Genomic DNA, 18,239 nt, shown 5'->3' on the forward strand with positions numbered 1-18,239 from the left:
CGCGTATCTTACTGCCATCCCGCCGTGATCATGGCAGGATGGCTAGCGGAGTCGTATGCCAGGTCATTTGGCCTGTTCGATGGCATTCAGCCACTGGCTGCCATGTTTCTCGATGAACCAGTCACGTACGGGCTTCCCGACCATGCGGCGCATGCTTTCACGATCGGGATCGCTGACAACCGCCATGCCTTGTTCTTTGAGATAAGCCAGGTCCTCTGCCTGTCGCTCATTATTTAGCTGGCGCTCGTATGCCGCCGCCTTTTTTGCCTCGTCTACAACAATCTGCTGGTACTCAGCAGGCAACTCATTGAATGTTCCCAAGTTCATGACGAAGGGCTCCGCCGTATAGGCATGTTCCGTCAGCGACAAATGATCCTGCACTTCATATAGGTTCGATGAACGAATCAAAGTGACAGGATTTTCTTGGCCATCTACAGTGCCGGTCTCTAACGCAGTGAACAGCTCTGTAAAAGGCATGGGCACAGGATTTGCCCCCAGCGAGGCAAAGGCCTCCAAATGCGCGGGATTTGGTGTAGTGCGTAGCTTTAGTCCAGCGATATCCTCTGCCGACTCCACTGGGCGGCGGGAATTGGTAATGTTACGAAAGCCGATTTCCCAGAAGGCTAGGCCCTTCAGTTGCTGCGGCTCCATTTTATCGAGCAGTTGACGCCCAACTTCTCCATCAAGAATCGTGTAGGCCTGCTCTCGAGAGTCAAATAGAAAAGGTAGGTCCAAAACATTCAGGTCTTCAATAAGGCCCGTGAAATACGGATTGCCGATAACCGCCAAATCGATCATCCCCGCCCGCACACCGGAGACAATCGCTTGATCGCTACCCAACTGGCCATTCGGAAATACGCGCACGCTTATCTCACCTTGCGTGCGCTCCTCCACATTTTTGGCGAACTGCTCAGCAGCCAGGTTGGTCGTGTCAGCGCTCGGAGCGGTATGCGCAAATTTTAGCGTCCAGTCAGCATGCGCCGCCTGACTCAACCCCGCAACTGCTACCCCTAGTACAGTGAAGACTACCGGACGAAACGCCAGTATCGCTTGGGAACTTATACCCATTTTTGTCACCTTGTTGTCATTGTCGTCTTCCCTGGCGGACTTGCAGCCAACCAATGGAGTCCTTTAATTCTGAACTCATAATTAAGTTTCGCAAGCAAGACTTTTGTCTATTCGTTCAAATTAAACTTTCAACGACAAGATCATCGGTAGCGCAATGATATAAAAGGAATTTTCCGCCTATGCAAAGGACCAAAGCCAACAGCTCTAGATCACAGATAGATGGCGCCCTTGACTTCGACGAAAGCATAAGATGTACATTATGAATTATGAGTTCATAATGACATAACACTAGAAAAGTGTGCAGGCAAGAATCTCTCTCCATAACAAGGACATGCAGCCAATCAGGCAGAACAAGACGAAATGGATCCATAGCGCTCTGAGCCAAGGAATTACAGAGACGAACTACAACAAAATCAGCCTTAACGGCACGTCAATAAAAGAGGTATAAAATGTTTCTCAAGAACAAGATTGCTCTGACAATTGCTACTTTAGCTGTTAGCTTCACTGCAACCTCCGTATCAGCCGAAACACTGCGCTATGCCCATGTCGGTTCGGAGGGCGATTCTCAGACACGCTATGCGTCAGAAGCATCAGCCGCCATCGAGGAGGCCACCAATGGTGAAATAACGATCGATCTTTTCCCATCAAGCCAGCTTGGCGGTGTCGCTGAAATGGTCGATGGTGTGTCACTTGGCTCGATCTCGCTAGCACATCATGAGTTTGCCTCGCTCGCCCAGATCGTCCCCGATATAGCCGTATTCAATGCTCCCTTCATTTATCGTGACGCCGAACATGCGCTGAAGGCCACCGATCCCCAGTCCCCGGTCGTCAGCGAGATGAATGAGCAGTTGGTCGAAGAAGGCGACTTACGCATCATTGGCCGGATGTACCGCGGGGCCCGGCACATTACCGCCAATTTTCCTGTTTACTCCCCCGCTGACCTGGAAGGTAAACCCTTCCGCGCTGTACCGCTCGATATTTGGATTTCCATGGTCAATGGATTCGGTGCTGACCCGACTCCCGTGGAAGTCTCCGAACTTCCAACTTCCTTGATGACCGGGCTAGTGGTTGGCCAGGAAAACCCGCTGACCATGCTTATGTCCAACAGTCTTTATGAAGTGCAATCGCACGTATCGATGACTGGGCACATGCACTCTATACTGGCCGTGTTCATTAACGAGAACACATGGCAGTCCCTGGACGAAGGCCACCAAGAGATTATTACACGAATACTCGAGGAGAAAGCCCAGGAATCCCTACAGTGGGCACAAGAGCGTGAGGCTCGTCTCGTTGAAGAGCTGACGGAAAAGGGCATGACCTTCATCACCGAGGAGAACGGCCTCGATCTGGACGCCTTCCGTGAACAGGTCCTTGCACAAATCAACGAAGACTACCCCAACTTCGACCCCTATATCGAAAAAATCTCGGAAATAGAGTAATAGTTTGGCAGCAAGGGCCAACGGGTCTTGCTGCCGCTACCTACCAAATGGGGTCGCAAGCATGAGAACCGGGAAAAGGCTGTTGGAAATTTTCTGCCTAGCCTTGCTGGCAGGAATGATATTTGTTCCTTTTATGCAGGTAATCACTCGTTCCGCATTCGGACTTTCCATTCCTGGTGCGGGTGAGCTAACTCGTTTCTTGCTAATTTGTCTGGTTTTTTCCTCTTATCCACTGGCCATATCGAGTGGTGAAAACATCGAGATGGCTGAGCTACGCGAAACGTTACCCAAAAAATTAAGGATGCCGATCTACAAAATCATAGCCCTGCTTTCCATCCTTGCATGTCTGTTTATTGCTTATGCTGCCTCCATCACGGTGCTGGCAAATCTAAACAAGGCAACCCCCGTGCTAAAGATTCCCTATTGGCTATTCTTCAGCACCACGTTCCTAGGTTTCGCTGGAGCAGCCTTCATACATCTTCGCCAGGGGTTAAAGTCTACTCGCCCTAAAAACAACATTGGCATATAGGAAAAGAAAATGGGCTTCATGATACTGGCATTTTTCTTAGTATTTTTTTTATTAGGATTCCCTGTCGTTTATGCCATCCTGATCCCTTCCGTGGTCTATGTTCTCATCGAAGGGTTTCCAGTAGGGCTTCTCGGTCAGCGTATCACCTATTCTCTCGATAGTTTTCCGTTGGTTGCCGTGCCCATCTTTATATTTGTCGGGAACTTGATGAACCAGTCCGGCATCACCGACCGAATTTTCCATTTCGCCAATACACTGGTTGGCAGGGCCCCCGGGGGACTGGCACAGGTCAACATTTTTTCGAGCTTGATATTCTCGGGCATGTCAGGTGCATCCCTTGCCGATGTGGGCGGGCTGGGCAAGATAGAAATCGAAGCTATGAAGAAACAGGGATATGGGGCTCCCTTCTCCGCAGCGGTCACGGCTTCATCGGCCGTCGTGGGGCCAATATTCCCCCCCAGCATTCCGTTGATAGTCTATGGATCCGTCACGAGCGTCTCCATTGTGCAGCTACTTCTCGCCGGGATCGTTCCGGCTTTGATCTGCACGGTACTGCTCATGATCACCGCGGCAATTCTGGCTATTAAATATGACATGCCTCGCGCCCCGAGATTACCTACGGCCAGGGAGCTGTATCAGTCGTTCTTACCCGCCCTGCCGGCGCTTCTGGCCCCCGTGCTGATGATCTCGGGCATGCTATTAGGCCTGTTCACCCCGACGGAAGCCGCAGCTGTTACCGCTGCCTATGTGCTGTTGGTCAGTTCACTTTTCTACAGAGAACTGACTTGGCCACACTTGATAAGCTCGATGATGGCCACATTGAAGACGACGAGTGCGATACTGATCATAGTGGCTGCAGCCTCGATGTTTGGCTGGATTTTGTCCGTCGAGCAGATTCCCCAGCAGTTTGCTGCATTCATACTGCAGATATCCCAAGACCCACTGATGCTGCTGCTCATCGCCAACCTGATATTCTTTATCGCTGGCATCTTCCTTGATTCGACCACTGCGACCCTTTTGATCGTGCCTATCGTGGCGCCCCCCATGGTACTTGCGGGCGTCGACCCGGTACATCTGGGTATCGTTGCCATCTTCAACCTGATGATCGGGTTGCTGACCCCACCAATGGGTCTGTCCTTGTTTCTCGTATCATCGATCGCCCAAGTTTCACTGCGTCAGCTCTTGAAAGCGTTGATGCCTTTTTACATCCCCCTGCTGACCACTCTGGCCATCATTACATTCTCAACTGATCTAGTGCTGTGGCTGCCAGGCTTCCTGCGCTAAGCCGCTTGGACTCGACCAGTGGCTACCCTTGCACGAAGGAGAAGTAAAAATGACAAACAAGCCAATTATCGGTTTCATCGGCCTCGGCAAGATGGGAGCCGGCTTCACCTCACGCCTCATCGAGAGTGGCTATTCGGTCATCGGCTACGACATCGACGACGCCTGTTGCCAGGCCGCCAAGGCCAACGGTGTCGACATTGCCGAGTCGCCGGCCAAGGTCGCCGAGCGTGCCGACATCATCCAACTGTGCGTGATCTCCACGACTGCCGTAGAGGCGGTCGTCCTTGGTGAGGGTGGCATTGCCGAGGCCACCCAAAGCCAAGGCAAGATCGTGGTCGACCACTCTACGACAGAGCTCGAGAGCACCAAGCGTATAGCCCAGGCCTTGCTGGAGCGAAGGGGCATACGATTCGTTGACGCCCCGGTATCCGGTGGTCCCGGCGCGGCTGCCGATGGGCGCCTGGCCATAATGGCCGGTGGTGACCAAACTACCATCGACGCTATCCAACCCCTGATGGCCACCCTTGGGCAATTTACCAGAATGGGTGAGGTCGGTGCAGGACAAGCAACTAAGCTGATCAACCAGGCGCTGGTACTCTCCAACTACTGCGTGATCGCCGAAGCCTGTAACCTCGGTAACCGTTTCGGTATCGATGTCAGCAAGATCCCCGCCGCCCTCTCCTCGGGCTATGCTGGCAGCAATCTGCTCAACGACCTTCTGCCCCGCATGGTCGAGAACGACTTCGAACCGCGTGGCTACGCCCGGCAAATTCTCAAGGATCTGCATATGCTGCAGGATGCCGCCAATGCCTTGAATGTTTCCATGCCAATGGCAAGTACCGCCAACTCCCTCTATAGCATGCTGGTTTCTCAGGGTAAGGGAGAGCTGGATGGCGCCGCTATCGTCTCACTTCTGGAAGGTGTCACGCCGGAGCGCTCGTCATGACGTCACTGCCCATCATCGATGCGCACCAGCACTTCTGGGACCTGGAGCGTAACTACCTACCATGGCTCTGTGACGAGCCGATGATTCCGTTTCGCTATGGCGATTACAGCGCCATCCGGCGCAACTACCTGCCCGAGGATTACCGGCGCGATACGGGGAGCTATCGAGTGGTCGGGTCGGTCTTCATCGAGACGGAGTGGGACCCTGCAACGCCAGTGCAGGAAACCCGCTGGGTCCATGAACTGGCCGAACGAGATGGGCTACCCAGCGTGATGGTGGCCCAGGCACGCCTCGATCAGCCGGATGTCGATGACGTACTGGCGGCTCACTGCGCCTATTCACGAACGCGCGGCATTCGCCATAAGCCCCGCGCCGCGCCATCGCCCAATAAGGTAGAGACCGGCGCCCCGGGATCCATGGGCGACCCGACCTGGCGCCGCGGCTTCGCCCGGCTAGCCGCCCATGGCCTCTCTTTCGACCTGCAGTGTCCATGGTGGCACTTCCATGAAGCGGCCGACCTCGCCGCGAGCCATCCCGACATCCAGATTATCATCAATCACACCGGGCTTCCTGCGGATCGTAGCGAGGCAGGGCTGCGCGGGTGGCGCCACGCCATGTCGGCAGTGGCGCAGCAACCCAACGTGGCGGTGAAAATCTCCGGCATCGGCGTTCCCGGCTCCCCCTGGACGGTGGAACTGAATCGACGCGTCGTGCTTGAGACGATCGACTGTTTCGGCGTGGAACGCTGTATGTTTGCCAGCAATTTCCCAGTCGATAGCTTGGTCGCTTCTTTCGCCACCCTCTTCGATGGTTTCATGACCATCACTGACTCTTTCAGCGAGGCGGAAAGACTCAAGCTATTCCATGATAACGCCCGACACTTCTACCGCATCGATCTCCCTGCAGCCGGCTGAGCCCATGGAAGAGGACAGAGCGACGTACAGTGTTCACTATTTGTCGCTGCGAAAGCGCGATATAAACCGGCCCGACCTGCGCCTTCATGACTTGCGGCACAGCTATGCGAGTCTGCTGGCTCAAGTCGGAGAAAACATGACGACGGTAAGGGGATCTACTGGACCATTCGAGCCTGATCGTGACGAGCCACTATATGCGCCTGTCGCCGGACCACTTGACTGGCGTCATCAAATTCGCGCTGAAAGTGCCTAGACACTTTATAGACAGACAAGTGGAAGAAGCTAGAAACGAACGAAGAAAGGGATGACGCTAACTTACTGATTGGGAAGTGGTGCCGATGGTCGGACTCGAACCGACACGCTATCGCTAGCGGCGGATTTTGAATCCGTTTTCGAGATAATTCACGGCCGCGCTTGCTACGGCACTTCCCTTTTAAACCATCCTCTTACAGCTTTCCCATTTGCGTAGATCGGAGCGGTCGCGCCTGATCTGCGACCAGAATAGCTAACCGTACCATCTGTCCAAGCTCCACCTCGCTCCAGAAACAAGGGGATTATTAGTGCAATTTTGCTAATGTAAGGATCGCGTCTGCAATGCGATTTTATAAGCGAAACAATAAGTTACTATTTCCCGCATCATGCACTTGTCACTCTGATTACGTGTAATCAGCAACCAATCCGCAACCAGATACACTTAGGTATCGGCCTCCAGGCTCAGTGTCTTCTCCTAGCCAGCCCCTTAGCGGGCAGCATAACCACCATCCACTGGCAGGATTCGAGCCAGTGGATAGCCTGCTTAGCCGGGGTGACTTGCAAGGGATGATGTGGATCATTTCGCTGGGATTCATCGGGCTCAGCCTCGGCGGTCTGCTGGAAAAGAAGCGCATGCTCTAGGTAAATTGCTCGAAAGCCAGGGCAAACGCTTACTGATCGTTCACTCCCCTCTCTATGCCAGCAGGAATGGCACCAATTAATGGAGGGCCATGGCTTGCCAAATAGCAGTCCTAGCAGAGATAACAGGGTCCGTGTTATCCGGTCGCGGTGTGGTCGGTCTCGCCTCAGATACTGCGCAGCCAGTCGGTTGTACAGTTAGGCTTGGGTGCAACGTAGGTAACCAAGGCCGGCTATATGTAGCCGGCCTTGATGCTCGAAGCCTTCAGGCTATCTAGGCTTAGCTGAGTTAACAAACTGGGAGAGTCGAAACATATCGCTCAAAACAGTTCAATCTTAAGGCCTTCTTCCTTGACTTCCTGGGCACGCCCCGTCTCTTCCAAGTGCCCCTTGTGCTGGGAGTAGGTCACGTAACTGTTCAGATGCATCTGCATACGCTGGTCCAGGTCAGGTAGCTCAGCGAGTTTGCCCTCGCGAGTGGTTATCTCCTGCTCGTAGACCTGCATGACCTCCCCGAGCGTGTCGAGCATTTCACTACTCTGGGCCAAGCGCTGACGCAAGGGATCCTGGAACTGCATGCTGGCGAGCACGTCAAGCACGTCCTGATTGATTTCCCGGCTGATTCCCTCGACATTGCCCACCATGTTGCCCAGCGAGTCGGAGGCGCTCACGAGATAGTTCACCATCGATGATAACTCCGCCCTCACCTGATCCAGACTACTACGAACCTGCATGTCGTTCTGCCGCTCCTGGGCAGCCTGGCACTCCTCCTCGAACCGGGACGTCAGCGTTTCGATGGTAGTGGAGAGGGAGTGAGCCGCTTCGGCGGTACGGGCGGAAAGACTACGCACTTCGCCAGCGACTACCGAGAACGCCCGGCCCGATTCACCTGCACGAGCCGCCTCAATCGCAGCATTGAGCGCCACCAGATTGATCTGTTTGGCAATGCCGCTGATCATTTCGATGAACGGCTTGGTCGCTTCAAAGTTCTTGTAAAGCCCTTTCAGGCGCTCGATGTCACTGCGCAGGCTCTCCTTGCGCTCATGCTCGAACGCCTCGAGCATGCCCAAGGTCTGCTCATTGCTTGCCTGATGCGCGCGCGCCTCAGTCGAGAGGTCTTGTACGCAACTGACGCCTTGCTCGATCTCATTGCGCAGGCTCTGGCTCGTCCGGTGAATATGGTTGAGATGCTCGATAGCCCCAAGGACGTTTCGCTCCGTCTCCTCGCTGACTTCCCTCAAGTTACGTTGAACGACTCGGCCGAGCCCAGGGACGGCAGCAACCAGGCCGTTCACTTTTTCCATTAATCCGGCTTGGTCATGTTCAGGCAAGACTAGCCTGGACCAGAAAGGCCCGGCCTTCGTCAAGCGCCGCCAAACCAGCCAGGCAGGCCCCGCCGAAAGGAGCCCCATTAGACCCATACAGAGGAGTACAGGCAGGCCAGCCAGCCAAGCCGTCCAAGCCGGTGAGCTGAGCCCTAGAAGCACAATGGTCAGCGGCAGGACAATTGCGCGCGATAAAGTGGGAAGTTTCATGTCGCCTCCTAGACGCCAGGCAGTACCTGCTTGATCACGCCCAATAAATCAGCGGAGTTGATCGGCTTTACCAACCAGCCTGTTGCACCATTGCGCTTTGCCTCGTCACGTTTCTCCTGCTGGCTCTCTGTGGTCAGCGCAAGAATGGGAGTGAAGCGCATACCGGGCAAGGCGCGCGCCTTGCCGATCAGCTCCAGCCCGCCCATGTTCGGCATGTTGATATCGGTAATGATCAGGTCTGGCTTGTAGCCGCCCTTAAGCCGGTCCATTGCCTGCATGCCGTCAGTGGCAGCTTCGACACGAAACCCGGACATTTCCAGGCTGCTGCGCAGGCTCATCAGCATGGTGGCGGAATCGTCGACGATCATGATGTTCTTGCTCATGGAATCTCCTAGCTATTCAGTGCGGCCTGAAGCCACAGTCGGGTATCAGTATCCTCAGGCCAGTGGGCGATACGTGCCCTGGCGGCCATCAGAACTTGCAGATTGGCAGCGTGAAGATGCTCCAGCGCCTGCATATCGACGCTGGCCGACGGGTGCTTGACCAGCCATTCAAGCAGCTCCTCGGCCTCCTCCACCGTCACTTGGCCAGCCATCACCGCCACGTCTGAGGTAAACGTCATGCTCATTCGAAAAGCTCCGTGGGGTTGAGGATCATCAGGATGGAGCCGTCGCCCATGACGGCAGTACCGGAGTAACCAGAGAGTTCGCCAAGAATGCCTACCATGGGCTTGAGAATGATGTCGTTGGAGCCATGGAAGTCGTCTATCAACAGGCCTACCAGTTCCCCACGGCTACGCAGCACCATCAGCGCATACTCATCGTCATCGTTGACCAGCTGCTCCATGTCGCAAGCCAGTAGCTGATTGAGGCTTTTCAGCGGGATGGTGCGCCCACGCAACTGAGCTGTCGGTTGTTGCTTGATGGTGTGAATGGCCTGCTGGGGAAGCCGCACGGTCTCCATCACCTGATCCATGGGAATACCGAAGCGCTGGCCGGCAGACTCGATGACCATGACCTGCGTGACAGCCATGCTCAGCGGCAATGACAGGCTAAGCTGGGTGCCCTTGCCGGGCTGGCTGGCCAGGCGTAGTTGGCCACCGACCTTCTCGATGCCCGAGCGCACCACATCCATGCCGACCCCACGGCCGGACAGGTCCGAAATCTGTTCAGCCGTCGAGAAGCCGGGAAGGAAGACTAGATTGATCAGTTCCTGATCACCCATGGCCTCCAGGCTGGCAACATCAACCAGCGCCTTGCTGGCCACCTTCGACTTGATCTTCTGCGGGTCGATGCCTCGCCCATCGTCCTCGATGGTGATCATGACATGGTCGGCATTCTGGCTGGCGCGGATACGCAGGGTGCCGACGTCCGGCTTGCCAGCGTCGACTCGCTCATCGGGCAGTTCCAGGCCATGATCCAGAGCATTGCGGATAATGTGGACCAGCGGGTCGGCCAAGGCTTCGATCATCGACTTGTCGGCTTCCGTGTCCTCGCCTTCCAGGACCAGGTTGACCTTCTTGCCCAGCTTGCGGGAAATATCCCTGACCAGGCGCGGGAAGCGCTGGAGTACAAAGGACACGGGCATCATCCGCACCTGCATGATGGCGTCCTGCAGGTCTTCGGCGATACGATTTACCACCGCGTACTGGGCCTTGATCTCACGGGCCAGTTCACGCTGGGCATACTGACTCTCAGCGCGCTCCGCCAGGTAGGGCAAGCCATTCTTGGCGACCACAATCTCGCCGATCAGATTCATCAACCGATCGATTTTCTCCTGCTCGATCTTGAGCACCTTTGGCGTAGCGCTGGTAACTGCCTCGTCCTGACGCCGGGTCGCTGTCCGGTCCACTGATGCATTGGGACGCTCCGCTGTTGCTGCCATAGCGGGAGCCGCAACAGATACGTTGGCCTGGGCTTCCCCCGAGCTTGCTGACAGCGCCGCGGATTCGGTCTCGCAAGTGTTCTTGTCTTGCGCTAATCCAAGCTTCAGCTCTGCAAGAGCGTCGAACTGTTCTGTCAACCAGTTCAGTATCGGTTCGGCGCTGGAGTGCGCCTGAGCCTGTTCCGTTACGTGCTTGAGGGTAAGAAACGCCTCGGGACTTGCCTGACGCGACAGTACACTGCGAAGCGTGCGAATAATGGCGGCCTGCTGCCCGCTCAGCCACGGCTGGCCCAGACAGGCGAGCAGCGCCGCCTGTTGCGTGCGGATAATGTCCAGGGCCAATGGCTCGATGCCGGTCAGAACGATAGTTAATGCATTAGCGGTTCGGAGCGGAACTGACCGCTTTTCGTCAGGCTCGCGTGGCGCTGATGTGACCGCTTGATAGGCAACCTGGTCCGAAACATAGCGGAAGTGCTCGTTCAGCTGGCTTTCGCTACTCAAAACTAAAAATTCGAAGCGTAGCCTGCACTCGTAGGCATCCAGCTCTCCCAGTGGCGGCCAGGGCTGGCACGGCGTAACGCGTCGCCACAGCACGCCATCCAACTGACGAACCAGATGCAGTGGATCCGTCCCTTGAAAGAAGCATTCACTGGCCGGTCGGTAGTCAACGGCGTAGACGCTCTGACCGTCGCGCAGGGCATCGTCCAACTGCTGAGCCACCTCTTCAGGCAATTCATTCAGCAGGCTGGGAACCCATGGGCTGATATCTTCAGCCGAAACATCCGACTCGGGTGTCGACGTCGGCGCCAGCCAATGACGCAGCCCCGTGATCAGCTCCTGAGGCGGCATCTGGAAAGCGTCGCCCGGCTGTTCCCGGCGCTCCACTTCATCCAGAAAGGCATTGACGTAATCCGCGGTGTCCAGCAGCTGGTCGGCCAGGGTCTGATTGAAGGTCAGGGCTCCCGTACGCACGCTGTCCATGACGTCTTCGGCAGCATGCAGCACACTGGTCAGCGCTGGGAAATCAAACAGCCCCGAGTTGCCCTTGAGGGTATGGACCAGGCGGAAAAGCTCATCCAGAGAGGCAAGATCCCCAGGATTGCGCTCCATGGTCAGTAGGGTATTACCGATCGACTCCAGTGCTTCGCGGCTCTCCTGGAGGAATTGCTGAAGCAGCGGGCTCACTGGTCATCCTCCCCGGTCAGCATGTCGACCAGTTGCAGCAGGACATCCGGCTTGACCGGCTTGATCAGATAAAAATTCGCTCCGGCTTCCCAAGCCTGGAGGCGGTCCTGTTCACCGGCTTCGGTACTGATGATCACGGCCGGCGCCTGGGTGATCGCCTGGGCACGCAGATTGCTCAAGAAGCTGAAACCGTCCTGCAGAGGCATATTGACATCCACCAGGTAGAGGTCGTAAGTCGTTAACAGGCTCCTCTCCAAAGCTTCGATGCCATTGATGGCTTCATCGACCTCATAGCCGGCTTTCTCGAGAATTTGCCGATTGAATAGCCGCACAGTGGCCGCATCATCGACGATCAGAATTCGTTTCATCGGCCCTCCAGCGGCTTCTGGTAAACAATCGCATCAGGAAACTTGCGTACGACAAATAGCGAGGAGATCCGGCTCATGGACTCAGAATGGCCAAGGCAAATCATCCCACCAGGATTCAGAGCATCGAAAAAGGTGTCGGCAGCCTGACGACGCGACAGATCATCGAAATAGATCAATAAATTGCGGCAGAAGATGACGTCGAAACCGCGATATTGTCTGACATCGGTCGCACTCATCAGATTGACCCGGGAAAACTCCACGCTCTGGCGCAACTCGTCGCTGATCTGGTAATCCCCACTCGCCAAGGGGCGAAAGTGCTTCTCCAGCAGGGCCGACGGCAGGTTGTGCACCGAGCGTGGGCTATAGATGCCTCTCCGGGCGCGATCGAGGATAGCCGTATCGATATCCGAGGCGATCAGCTCAACGTCCCATTCATTGATGCCCTTCCAATTTTCCAGCAGGTACATGGCAATGGAGTACGGTTCTTCTCCCGAAGAGGACGGCATGGACCAGATTCGAATCGGCGATGTATCGCGCTTGCGTCTCACCACATCTTCCAGCATGTGATTGACCAGGCACTTGAGCTGGTACTCTTCACGGAAGAAGTAGGTCTCGTTTACCGTCATCACGTTGACCAACTGCTGCAACTCGTCGCTCGACGACTGGAAGCGCAGGTTGATGAAGTAATCGCGAAAGTTCTCCGCGCCAGTCGCCTCGATGCGCTCGATCAACCGCTTGTCCACGAAGTAGCGCTTCGAATCCTCGAACTGAATGCCGGTCTTGCGATAGAAGAATTCGCGGAACTTGACGAAATCCTCCTGGCTGATGGCGAGCGCTTTTTTCACATTCACCGTCACAGCGTGCCCTCCCCTTGCAGACGCTGGATCGCCAGGCCTACCGCAAAATGCAGGTACTCCTCGTTGGGAAATCGCTCACTGCAACGCTCCAATGCCGGAATGGCGCGCCCACTGCCGATTTCACACAGCAAGTCCACGGCGCAGGCACATACATTAAGGTGGGCATCGTGGTCCAGGAGATCGATCAGCCACTGTTCTACGTCGGGGTGACGGAGCGATTCGAGGACACCGATAGCGAGAATCCGCACGTCCGGATCACCATCCTGCAAGGCTTCCTGAATGAGTGAGGGGTACAGTCCCCCTGCCGTCTTCAGTCCTTCAATCGCGTCATTACGCAGGGCAGCATCTTCGCTGTGCAGGCAATCGATCAGCGCCGTGACGGCGGTGATATCCGCCAGCGCGGCAAGACTGGTGATGATGGCCTCGCGAACAGAGCTATCGGATTCCTCCTCGAGACGTTCTGCCAATCTGTGGCTCGCTTCAGGAAAACGTGCCAGATCACGAGCCACCAGGCGACGTGTCGTGGCACTTTCGTCCCATAGCTTCGCGAGTAGCGAGGCGGCATCTTCTGCCGGTATTTCTTGCCGGATGTCAGTGGACGTGTTGCGAAGCAGAGCCATGGCGTTGCCCTTTCAAGTATGGGGATTTATGGGCGCACCACTGAATCAGGGTCGCGGCGATGTCGGTAGCGGGCAGGATGTCGCTGGCACCGCCTCGACGGATCAACTCCGCAGGCATGCCGAATACCACCGCGGATTCCTTCGACTCAGCCAGCGTACGACCGCCGCGGCGTTTCAGCTCGGTCATTTCCTCCGCGCCGTCGTGTCCCATCCCGGTCAACATGACTCCGGTCAACTGCTTGGCCGGATAATGCTGCAGGGCGGTTTCCACCAACAGGCTGACCGAGGGATGCCACAGATAGCTGGCTGATTCGGGCTTGGGCAGGACATAGGGTTTCCCCGCCCGTCGGCTGATGCACACGTCGCTGCCGCCCATGCCGATGTAGACGCGCCCCGCTTCCAGCGGCATGGGCCGGCTGGCCTCGACCACTTCCAACGCCGCCAGGTTGTTTACCCGCTCGGCAAACGCACGCGTGAAATTGGCCGGCATATGCTGGGCGACGACAATCGGATAGGGATAATTGGCCGGCAGCGGCACCAGTACGTCTTCCAGCGTTCGCGGGCCACCGGTCGATGAGCCGATCAGCACCAGTCCTTCGCCTGCCTCATCGATACAGGCAAGCGAGGCTGGGGCCAGCATGTCGGACCGGGAGGCCTGGCTGGGCTGGGAGTCCTTGGTGTTCGTTAACCGTGATTTCTTAGTTTTTACGTGTGCGGTTGCCGCAGCGCGCACTTTGGCAACTAGCGCCTCACGCACCTGGTCGATATTCAGCGAGATCGTACCGCCGGGCTTGGGGAAGAAATCGACCGCCCCGAGCGCCATTGCCTCCAGGGAGGCAATGGCGCCCTGCTCGGTGAGGGACGAGAACATCACGACGGATCGTGGCTGTTCGGCCATGAGCATGGACAGGGCGGTCAGCCCGTCCATCTCTGGCATGTTGATGTCCAGGGTAATGACGTCGGGATCGAATGCTCTTGCCAGCTCAATGGCTTCGACACCATTGCGCGCCACTTCGAGGTCGAAGTCCCCCTCGGCCTCGAAAACCTGTTGCAAGTGACGGCGCATCAAGGCGGAATCATCGACAATAAGTAGACGGATCATGACGGCAGCCCCCAGACTCAGGCCACGCTGGACAGGGCGTCCAGCTCCCGGTCAGCGAGAATCTGACGTGGCTCGACCAGCTGAATCATGCGCTTCTGGGCAGGCAGGTTGGCGACACGTCCAAACAGCCGCTGCTGCTCGCTGGAAAGCACCGGGGCCGGTTCGATCAGTGTGCGCGAGATTTTGAGGACCTCGGCCACCGAGTCGACGATAAAACCCGTGCGCAGGTTCTTGATAACGAACACCATGATGCGCTGGCGGTCATTGGCCTCGATGCGCGGCAGCCCGAAGCGGCGGCGCTGATCGATCACCGGCAGCACGACACCACGCAGGTTCATTACGCCTTCGACAAAGGGTGGCGCTTTGGGCACATGGGTCAGGTTTTCGGGGACTCGAACGATTTCCTGCACGCTGTCGATCGGAACGCCGTACTCCTCGTTCCCCAGACGGAACACAACCAGCTGTTCTTCATCGTCATTTTCAGCCTGGTCCAGCAACTCTTCGTCCATGCCGGGCTCCTTTGTTGTCGTCGTCAGGGCCTTTTGCACGGCCTGGTGATTCAGCAAGCGTTCGGCAGAGACCACCGAGACCAGTCGTTTGCCTTCCTGCAACCGGCACAGGCCGGTAATTTCCGCCATGGCCTGGTCACGCGCGAGCATCGGCGGCATCGCCTCAAGCAGGTTGGCCGGCACACGCAGCACCTCGTTGACGCTGTCGAGAATGATGCCCACCGACACACCCGACAGGCTGACCACTAGAATGCGACTGCGCTCATCGGTCGCCTGGCCCGGCAACTGGAACATCTCGCGCAGCGATACCAGAGGCAGTAGACGCTGGCGCAGGGTCATGACACCACGGACATGGGAGGCCGACTTGGGTACGGAGACGATATCGGCAGGAACCTGGACGATTTCCTGCACGTCTTCGATAGCGATGGCATATTCCTGCCCGGCCACACTGAAGCTGACCAGTTGCAGTTCATCGCTGGCCTCGTCTTCGGCTTCATCCCCCAGCAGGGCCATAGGCCCTGCGCTATTGGTCATACGCTGCAGCAGGCTGTTCTCGCTGAAGCTGTCGCGAATCAGCGATGCGAAATCGATGATCATGACCAGCTCGTGACCACCGACCTGCTTGAGCAGGCCGGTGAGAAGCTGAGTATCAATCGTCGTCTGGACGTTGCTGACCGGCTCGATCTGCTCATCCTCGACCATGATCACGCTGGCTACCCGATCCACCACGAAGCCCAGCGGCTGCCCCAGGTTGAGGACAATGGCTCGGGTCGCATCGTCCGCCTCGCGAGGTTCGAGTTGGAACAGCGTGCGCAGGCAGATAATCGGCAGTACATTGCCACGCAGGTTGGCCAGTCCATTGAGCGCCGGCGGGGTCAGCGGCACACGCACGACCTCGGGCACCCGAATGATCTCCTGGACCGGCAGCATCTCGACGGCGAACACTTCCTTGCCGACCGTAAAGGTCACGTACTGCTGCACCTGCCCGAGGGAGTCATCGTCTCCCTCGTCGCCCACGACAGGGGAGTTCGGCACGGTTTCTTGGCTCATGTCGTTCACCTTTGTCTCAGGCCTCATGCACTCTGCAGCTCGTCAGCCAGTGACGCGATCTCTTCTATGGCCGTAGACAGCTCCTCGGCACCCTGGGACTGTTGCTTGGAAGCAGCGGCGGCTTCCTGAGCGGCCTGCTCGGCCTCTTGGGCAGCGGAAGAAATCTGTTCGATGCCGGCCTTGACCTGGGCAATGCTGGCACTGATTTCCTCGGCGGACTTCAGAATGTCCGACGAGCCAGTTTCCACACTGGTGATGTCCTCGTTCATGCTATCCAGGTTCAAGGTGATGACTGTCGCCTTCTGCGCTTCGGCCAAAGCAGCGCTGATGATCTCCTCAAGATCCCGACCCACCACACCGATTTGGTCCTGCACCGCTTTCACCAGATCCTTGATACGGTCAGCGTTCTCGGCAGAGTCGTGGGCCAGGTTGCGGATATCGGTAGCGACGACCACGAAGCCCTTACCGAACTCGCCGGCACGCGCTGCTTCGATGGAACCGTTGACGGCCAGCATGTTGGTCTGGATGGAAACGGTGGTGATGGCATCGACGATCTTGTCGATACGCCGCGACACCAGTTCCAGCTCCTTGATCTGGGCAAGGCTGACCCGGGTCGCTTCAATCGATGTGGTGACCCCACGCACCAGGGCATCAATGTTGCCCTTGTTGGTCTCCATCAACGTCTTGATCGCCGTAGCTTTTTCCAGGCTGACGCTGGCACGCGACTGGGCGACGTCCAGGCCTGTCTCGATCTGATTGACGGCAGCCGCCGATTCCTCGGTTGCGGCGGCCTGGGTCTGGGCACCCTGGCGGATCTGATCGATGACTGTGGCGATCTGGCTGGAGGCGCGGTTGATTTCCTGCACTGCGGAAGAAAGCTCCTCGGCAGCCGAGGCAACCTCCTCGGCGCTCTTGCCGATATCGGTGGAGGTCTTCAACTCTTCGGCCAACTCGGAGAGGCTCTGTGCCGCTTGTTCGCACTCGGCCAAGGCTTGGGACTGCTCTTCGACCGTCTTGGCGGATTCTTCGGCGGCAGCGGATTGCTGTTCGGCAGCGGAAGCAATCGCTTCTGCACCGCGCAGGGCCTGCTGGGCAGCGGTACTGCTCTGTACTGCACCAGCCGCGATATCCTGTGCCCCGTTGACGATCTCGATGCAGTCCAGGCGGATCTGTTCGAGCTGGGCGGTGATCGTGGATCCTTTCTCCACTTCGCTCTGGATGGTTTCGGCAGATTGGTTGATACCCTGAGCGATGTTTTCGACATCGTGCTGAATCTTGCCGACCATGTCGGAGATCTGCTTGGCGCTCTTCTCGGAGGTTTCTGCCAGCGTGCGCACTTCATCGGCAACGACGGCAAAGCCCTTACCATGTTTGCCCGCACGCGCGGCCTCGATGGCGGCGTTCAGGGCCAGCAGGTTAGTCTGATCGGCGATACGACCCACGGCCTTGACGATCTCGCCAATGTTGGCAGCCTGCTGCTTGAGTTCTGCCACCCGATCCACTGATCCCGCCTGACGTTCGGCCGCGACACCGATATTGGTGATCAGCGCAGAAACATCATTATTGATGGTGGCTGCCAGGTTCTGCATGGCCTCGGACTTCACCTGAGCCACGGAGGCACTCTGCTGCTGAAGCTCGATGGATTTACCAACGATATCGAAGGCACGCAGCGACTGCTGGGCAGCACCGGACGCTTCCTCGGCCCCGCTTGCGATCTGGTCGGATGCCCGCTTGAGCTCTTCCGATGCGGCAGCCGCTTCGTTCACGCCAGTGGAAAGTTGGGCGGAAGCCGCAGCAATCCGCTCGGCAGCCTGTTGCTGCTTGGCCAATGTGCGGGCGCGCTTGCGTTGCACCTCGGCATCGCGGGCGACGGAGCGGGACACGACGGTATCTGATGACGCGGAAGTCGTGGCAGGTTTTTTCACCAGGGCCATAAGGTTTCCTCAAGACGGACTAGGTGTGACGAAAAAGGTGGATGCAGCTGAGAGCTGGAGCGCTCACGCCAAAGCGCCTGGGTTGTCTAGTAGGCAAAAAACGCTTCGGGTCGCCTGTCTTCCG

Annotated in this window: 16 protein-coding genes and 1 tRNA gene; 5 read left to right on the plus strand and 12 right to left on the minus strand. The window is 57.1% G+C overall.

The annotated features are described in order from the left end of the window. Positions 1-63: 63 nt before the first annotated feature. A complete protein-coding gene (locus MHM84_RS15055) occupies positions 64-1,068 on the minus strand; it encodes a TRAP transporter substrate-binding protein (RefSeq protein WP_239267179.1) in 1,005 nt (334 codons plus the stop codon). A 449-nt stretch (positions 1,069-1,517) separates the two neighbouring features. Between MHM84_RS15055 and MHM84_RS15060 the strand changes: the two genes are divergently transcribed. The 5 genes from MHM84_RS15060 (at position 1,518) to MHM84_RS15080 (ending at position 6,180) form a co-directional block, all read left to right on the plus strand. After that, positions 1,518-2,507 (plus strand): TRAP transporter substrate-binding protein, encoded by a 990-nt coding sequence (locus tag MHM84_RS15060; RefSeq protein WP_239267180.1) that lies wholly within the window; start codon positions 1,518-1,520, stop codon positions 2,505-2,507. 61 nt (positions 2,508-2,568) lie between these two features. Beyond that, positions 2,569-3,036, plus strand: a complete 468-nt coding sequence (locus tag MHM84_RS15065; protein WP_239267181.1) for a TRAP transporter small permease — start codon at positions 2,569-2,571, stop codon at positions 3,034-3,036. Positions 3,037-3,045: 9 nt separating this feature from the next. Then, positions 3,046-4,320 carry a TRAP transporter large permease gene (locus tag MHM84_RS15070; RefSeq protein WP_239267182.1) on the plus strand — a complete coding sequence of 425 codons (1,275 nt, stop codon included), beginning with the start codon at positions 3,046-3,048 and terminating at the stop codon, positions 4,318-4,320. Positions 4,321-4,369: 49 nt separating this feature from the next. Further along, on the plus strand, positions 4,370-5,266 hold the full coding sequence (locus MHM84_RS15075; protein ID WP_239267183.1) for an NAD(P)-dependent oxidoreductase: 897 nt from the start codon (positions 4,370-4,372) through the stop codon (positions 5,264-5,266). After that, entirely contained in the window at positions 5,263-6,180 is a 918-nt protein-coding gene (locus MHM84_RS15080) for an amidohydrolase family protein (protein ID WP_239267184.1), read from the plus strand. The genes MHM84_RS15075 and MHM84_RS15080 overlap by 4 nt, the downstream gene beginning before the upstream one ends. A gap of 330 nt (positions 6,181-6,510) precedes the next feature. Here MHM84_RS15080 and MHM84_RS15085 read toward each other — a convergent pair. From MHM84_RS15085 to MHM84_RS15135, 11 genes are all read right to left on the minus strand, one after another. Beyond that, positions 6,511-6,589, minus strand: a tRNA-OTHER gene (locus tag MHM84_RS15085). Between the two features lie 802 nt (positions 6,590-7,391). Further along, a complete protein-coding gene (locus MHM84_RS15090) occupies positions 7,392-8,375 on the minus strand; it encodes a methyl-accepting chemotaxis protein (protein ID WP_239267185.1) in 984 nt (327 codons plus the stop codon). Between the two features lie 239 nt (positions 8,376-8,614). Further along, positions 8,615-8,989, minus strand: a complete 375-nt coding sequence (locus MHM84_RS15095; protein ID WP_239267186.1) for a response regulator — start codon at positions 8,987-8,989, stop codon at positions 8,615-8,617. An 8-nt stretch (positions 8,990-8,997) separates the two neighbouring features. Then, positions 8,998-9,234: a hypothetical protein gene (locus MHM84_RS15100; protein WP_239267187.1), complete on the minus strand. Its 237-nt coding sequence runs from the start codon at positions 9,232-9,234 to the stop codon at positions 8,998-9,000. Continuing rightward, on the minus strand, positions 9,231-11,675 hold the full coding sequence (locus MHM84_RS15105) for a chemotaxis protein CheA (RefSeq protein ID WP_239267188.1): 2,445 nt from the start codon (positions 11,673-11,675) through the stop codon (positions 9,231-9,233). Before MHM84_RS15105 ends, MHM84_RS15100 begins: the two co-directional genes overlap by 4 nt. Further along, the gene (locus tag MHM84_RS15110; RefSeq protein WP_239267189.1) at positions 11,672-12,043 is read right to left on the minus strand and encodes a response regulator; all 372 of its coding nucleotides are present in this window, start codon (positions 12,041-12,043) and stop codon (positions 11,672-11,674) included. The genes MHM84_RS15105 and MHM84_RS15110 overlap by 4 nt, the downstream gene beginning before the upstream one ends. Next, a complete protein-coding gene (locus tag MHM84_RS15115; RefSeq protein WP_239267190.1) occupies positions 12,040-12,900 on the minus strand; it encodes a protein-glutamate O-methyltransferase CheR in 861 nt (286 codons plus the stop codon). The genes MHM84_RS15110 and MHM84_RS15115 overlap by 4 nt, the downstream gene beginning before the upstream one ends. Beyond that, positions 12,897-13,520, minus strand: coding sequence for a HEAT repeat domain-containing protein (locus tag MHM84_RS15120; RefSeq protein ID WP_239267191.1), 624 nt, complete (start codon positions 13,518-13,520; stop codon positions 12,897-12,899). Before MHM84_RS15120 ends, MHM84_RS15115 begins: the two co-directional genes overlap by 4 nt. After that, on the minus strand, positions 13,492-14,622 hold the full coding sequence (gene cheB, locus MHM84_RS15125; protein ID WP_239267192.1) for a chemotaxis-specific protein-glutamate methyltransferase CheB: 1,131 nt from the start codon (positions 14,620-14,622) through the stop codon (positions 13,492-13,494). Before cheB ends, MHM84_RS15120 begins: the two co-directional genes overlap by 29 nt. Positions 14,623-14,639: 17 nt before the next feature. After that, a complete protein-coding gene (locus MHM84_RS15130) occupies positions 14,640-16,181 on the minus strand; it encodes a chemotaxis protein CheW (protein ID WP_239267193.1) in 1,542 nt (513 codons plus the stop codon). 23 nt (positions 16,182-16,204) lie between these two features. Further along, positions 16,205-18,115 (minus strand): methyl-accepting chemotaxis protein, encoded by a 1,911-nt coding sequence (locus tag MHM84_RS15135; RefSeq protein ID WP_239267194.1) that lies wholly within the window; start codon positions 18,113-18,115, stop codon positions 16,205-16,207. Positions 18,116-18,239 lie beyond the last annotated feature (124 nt).

The sequence above is a fragment of the Halomonas sp. McH1-25 genome (assembly GCF_022348165.1).
In the GTDB taxonomy this organism is placed as follows: domain Bacteria; phylum Pseudomonadota; class Gammaproteobacteria; order Pseudomonadales; family Halomonadaceae; genus Modicisalibacter.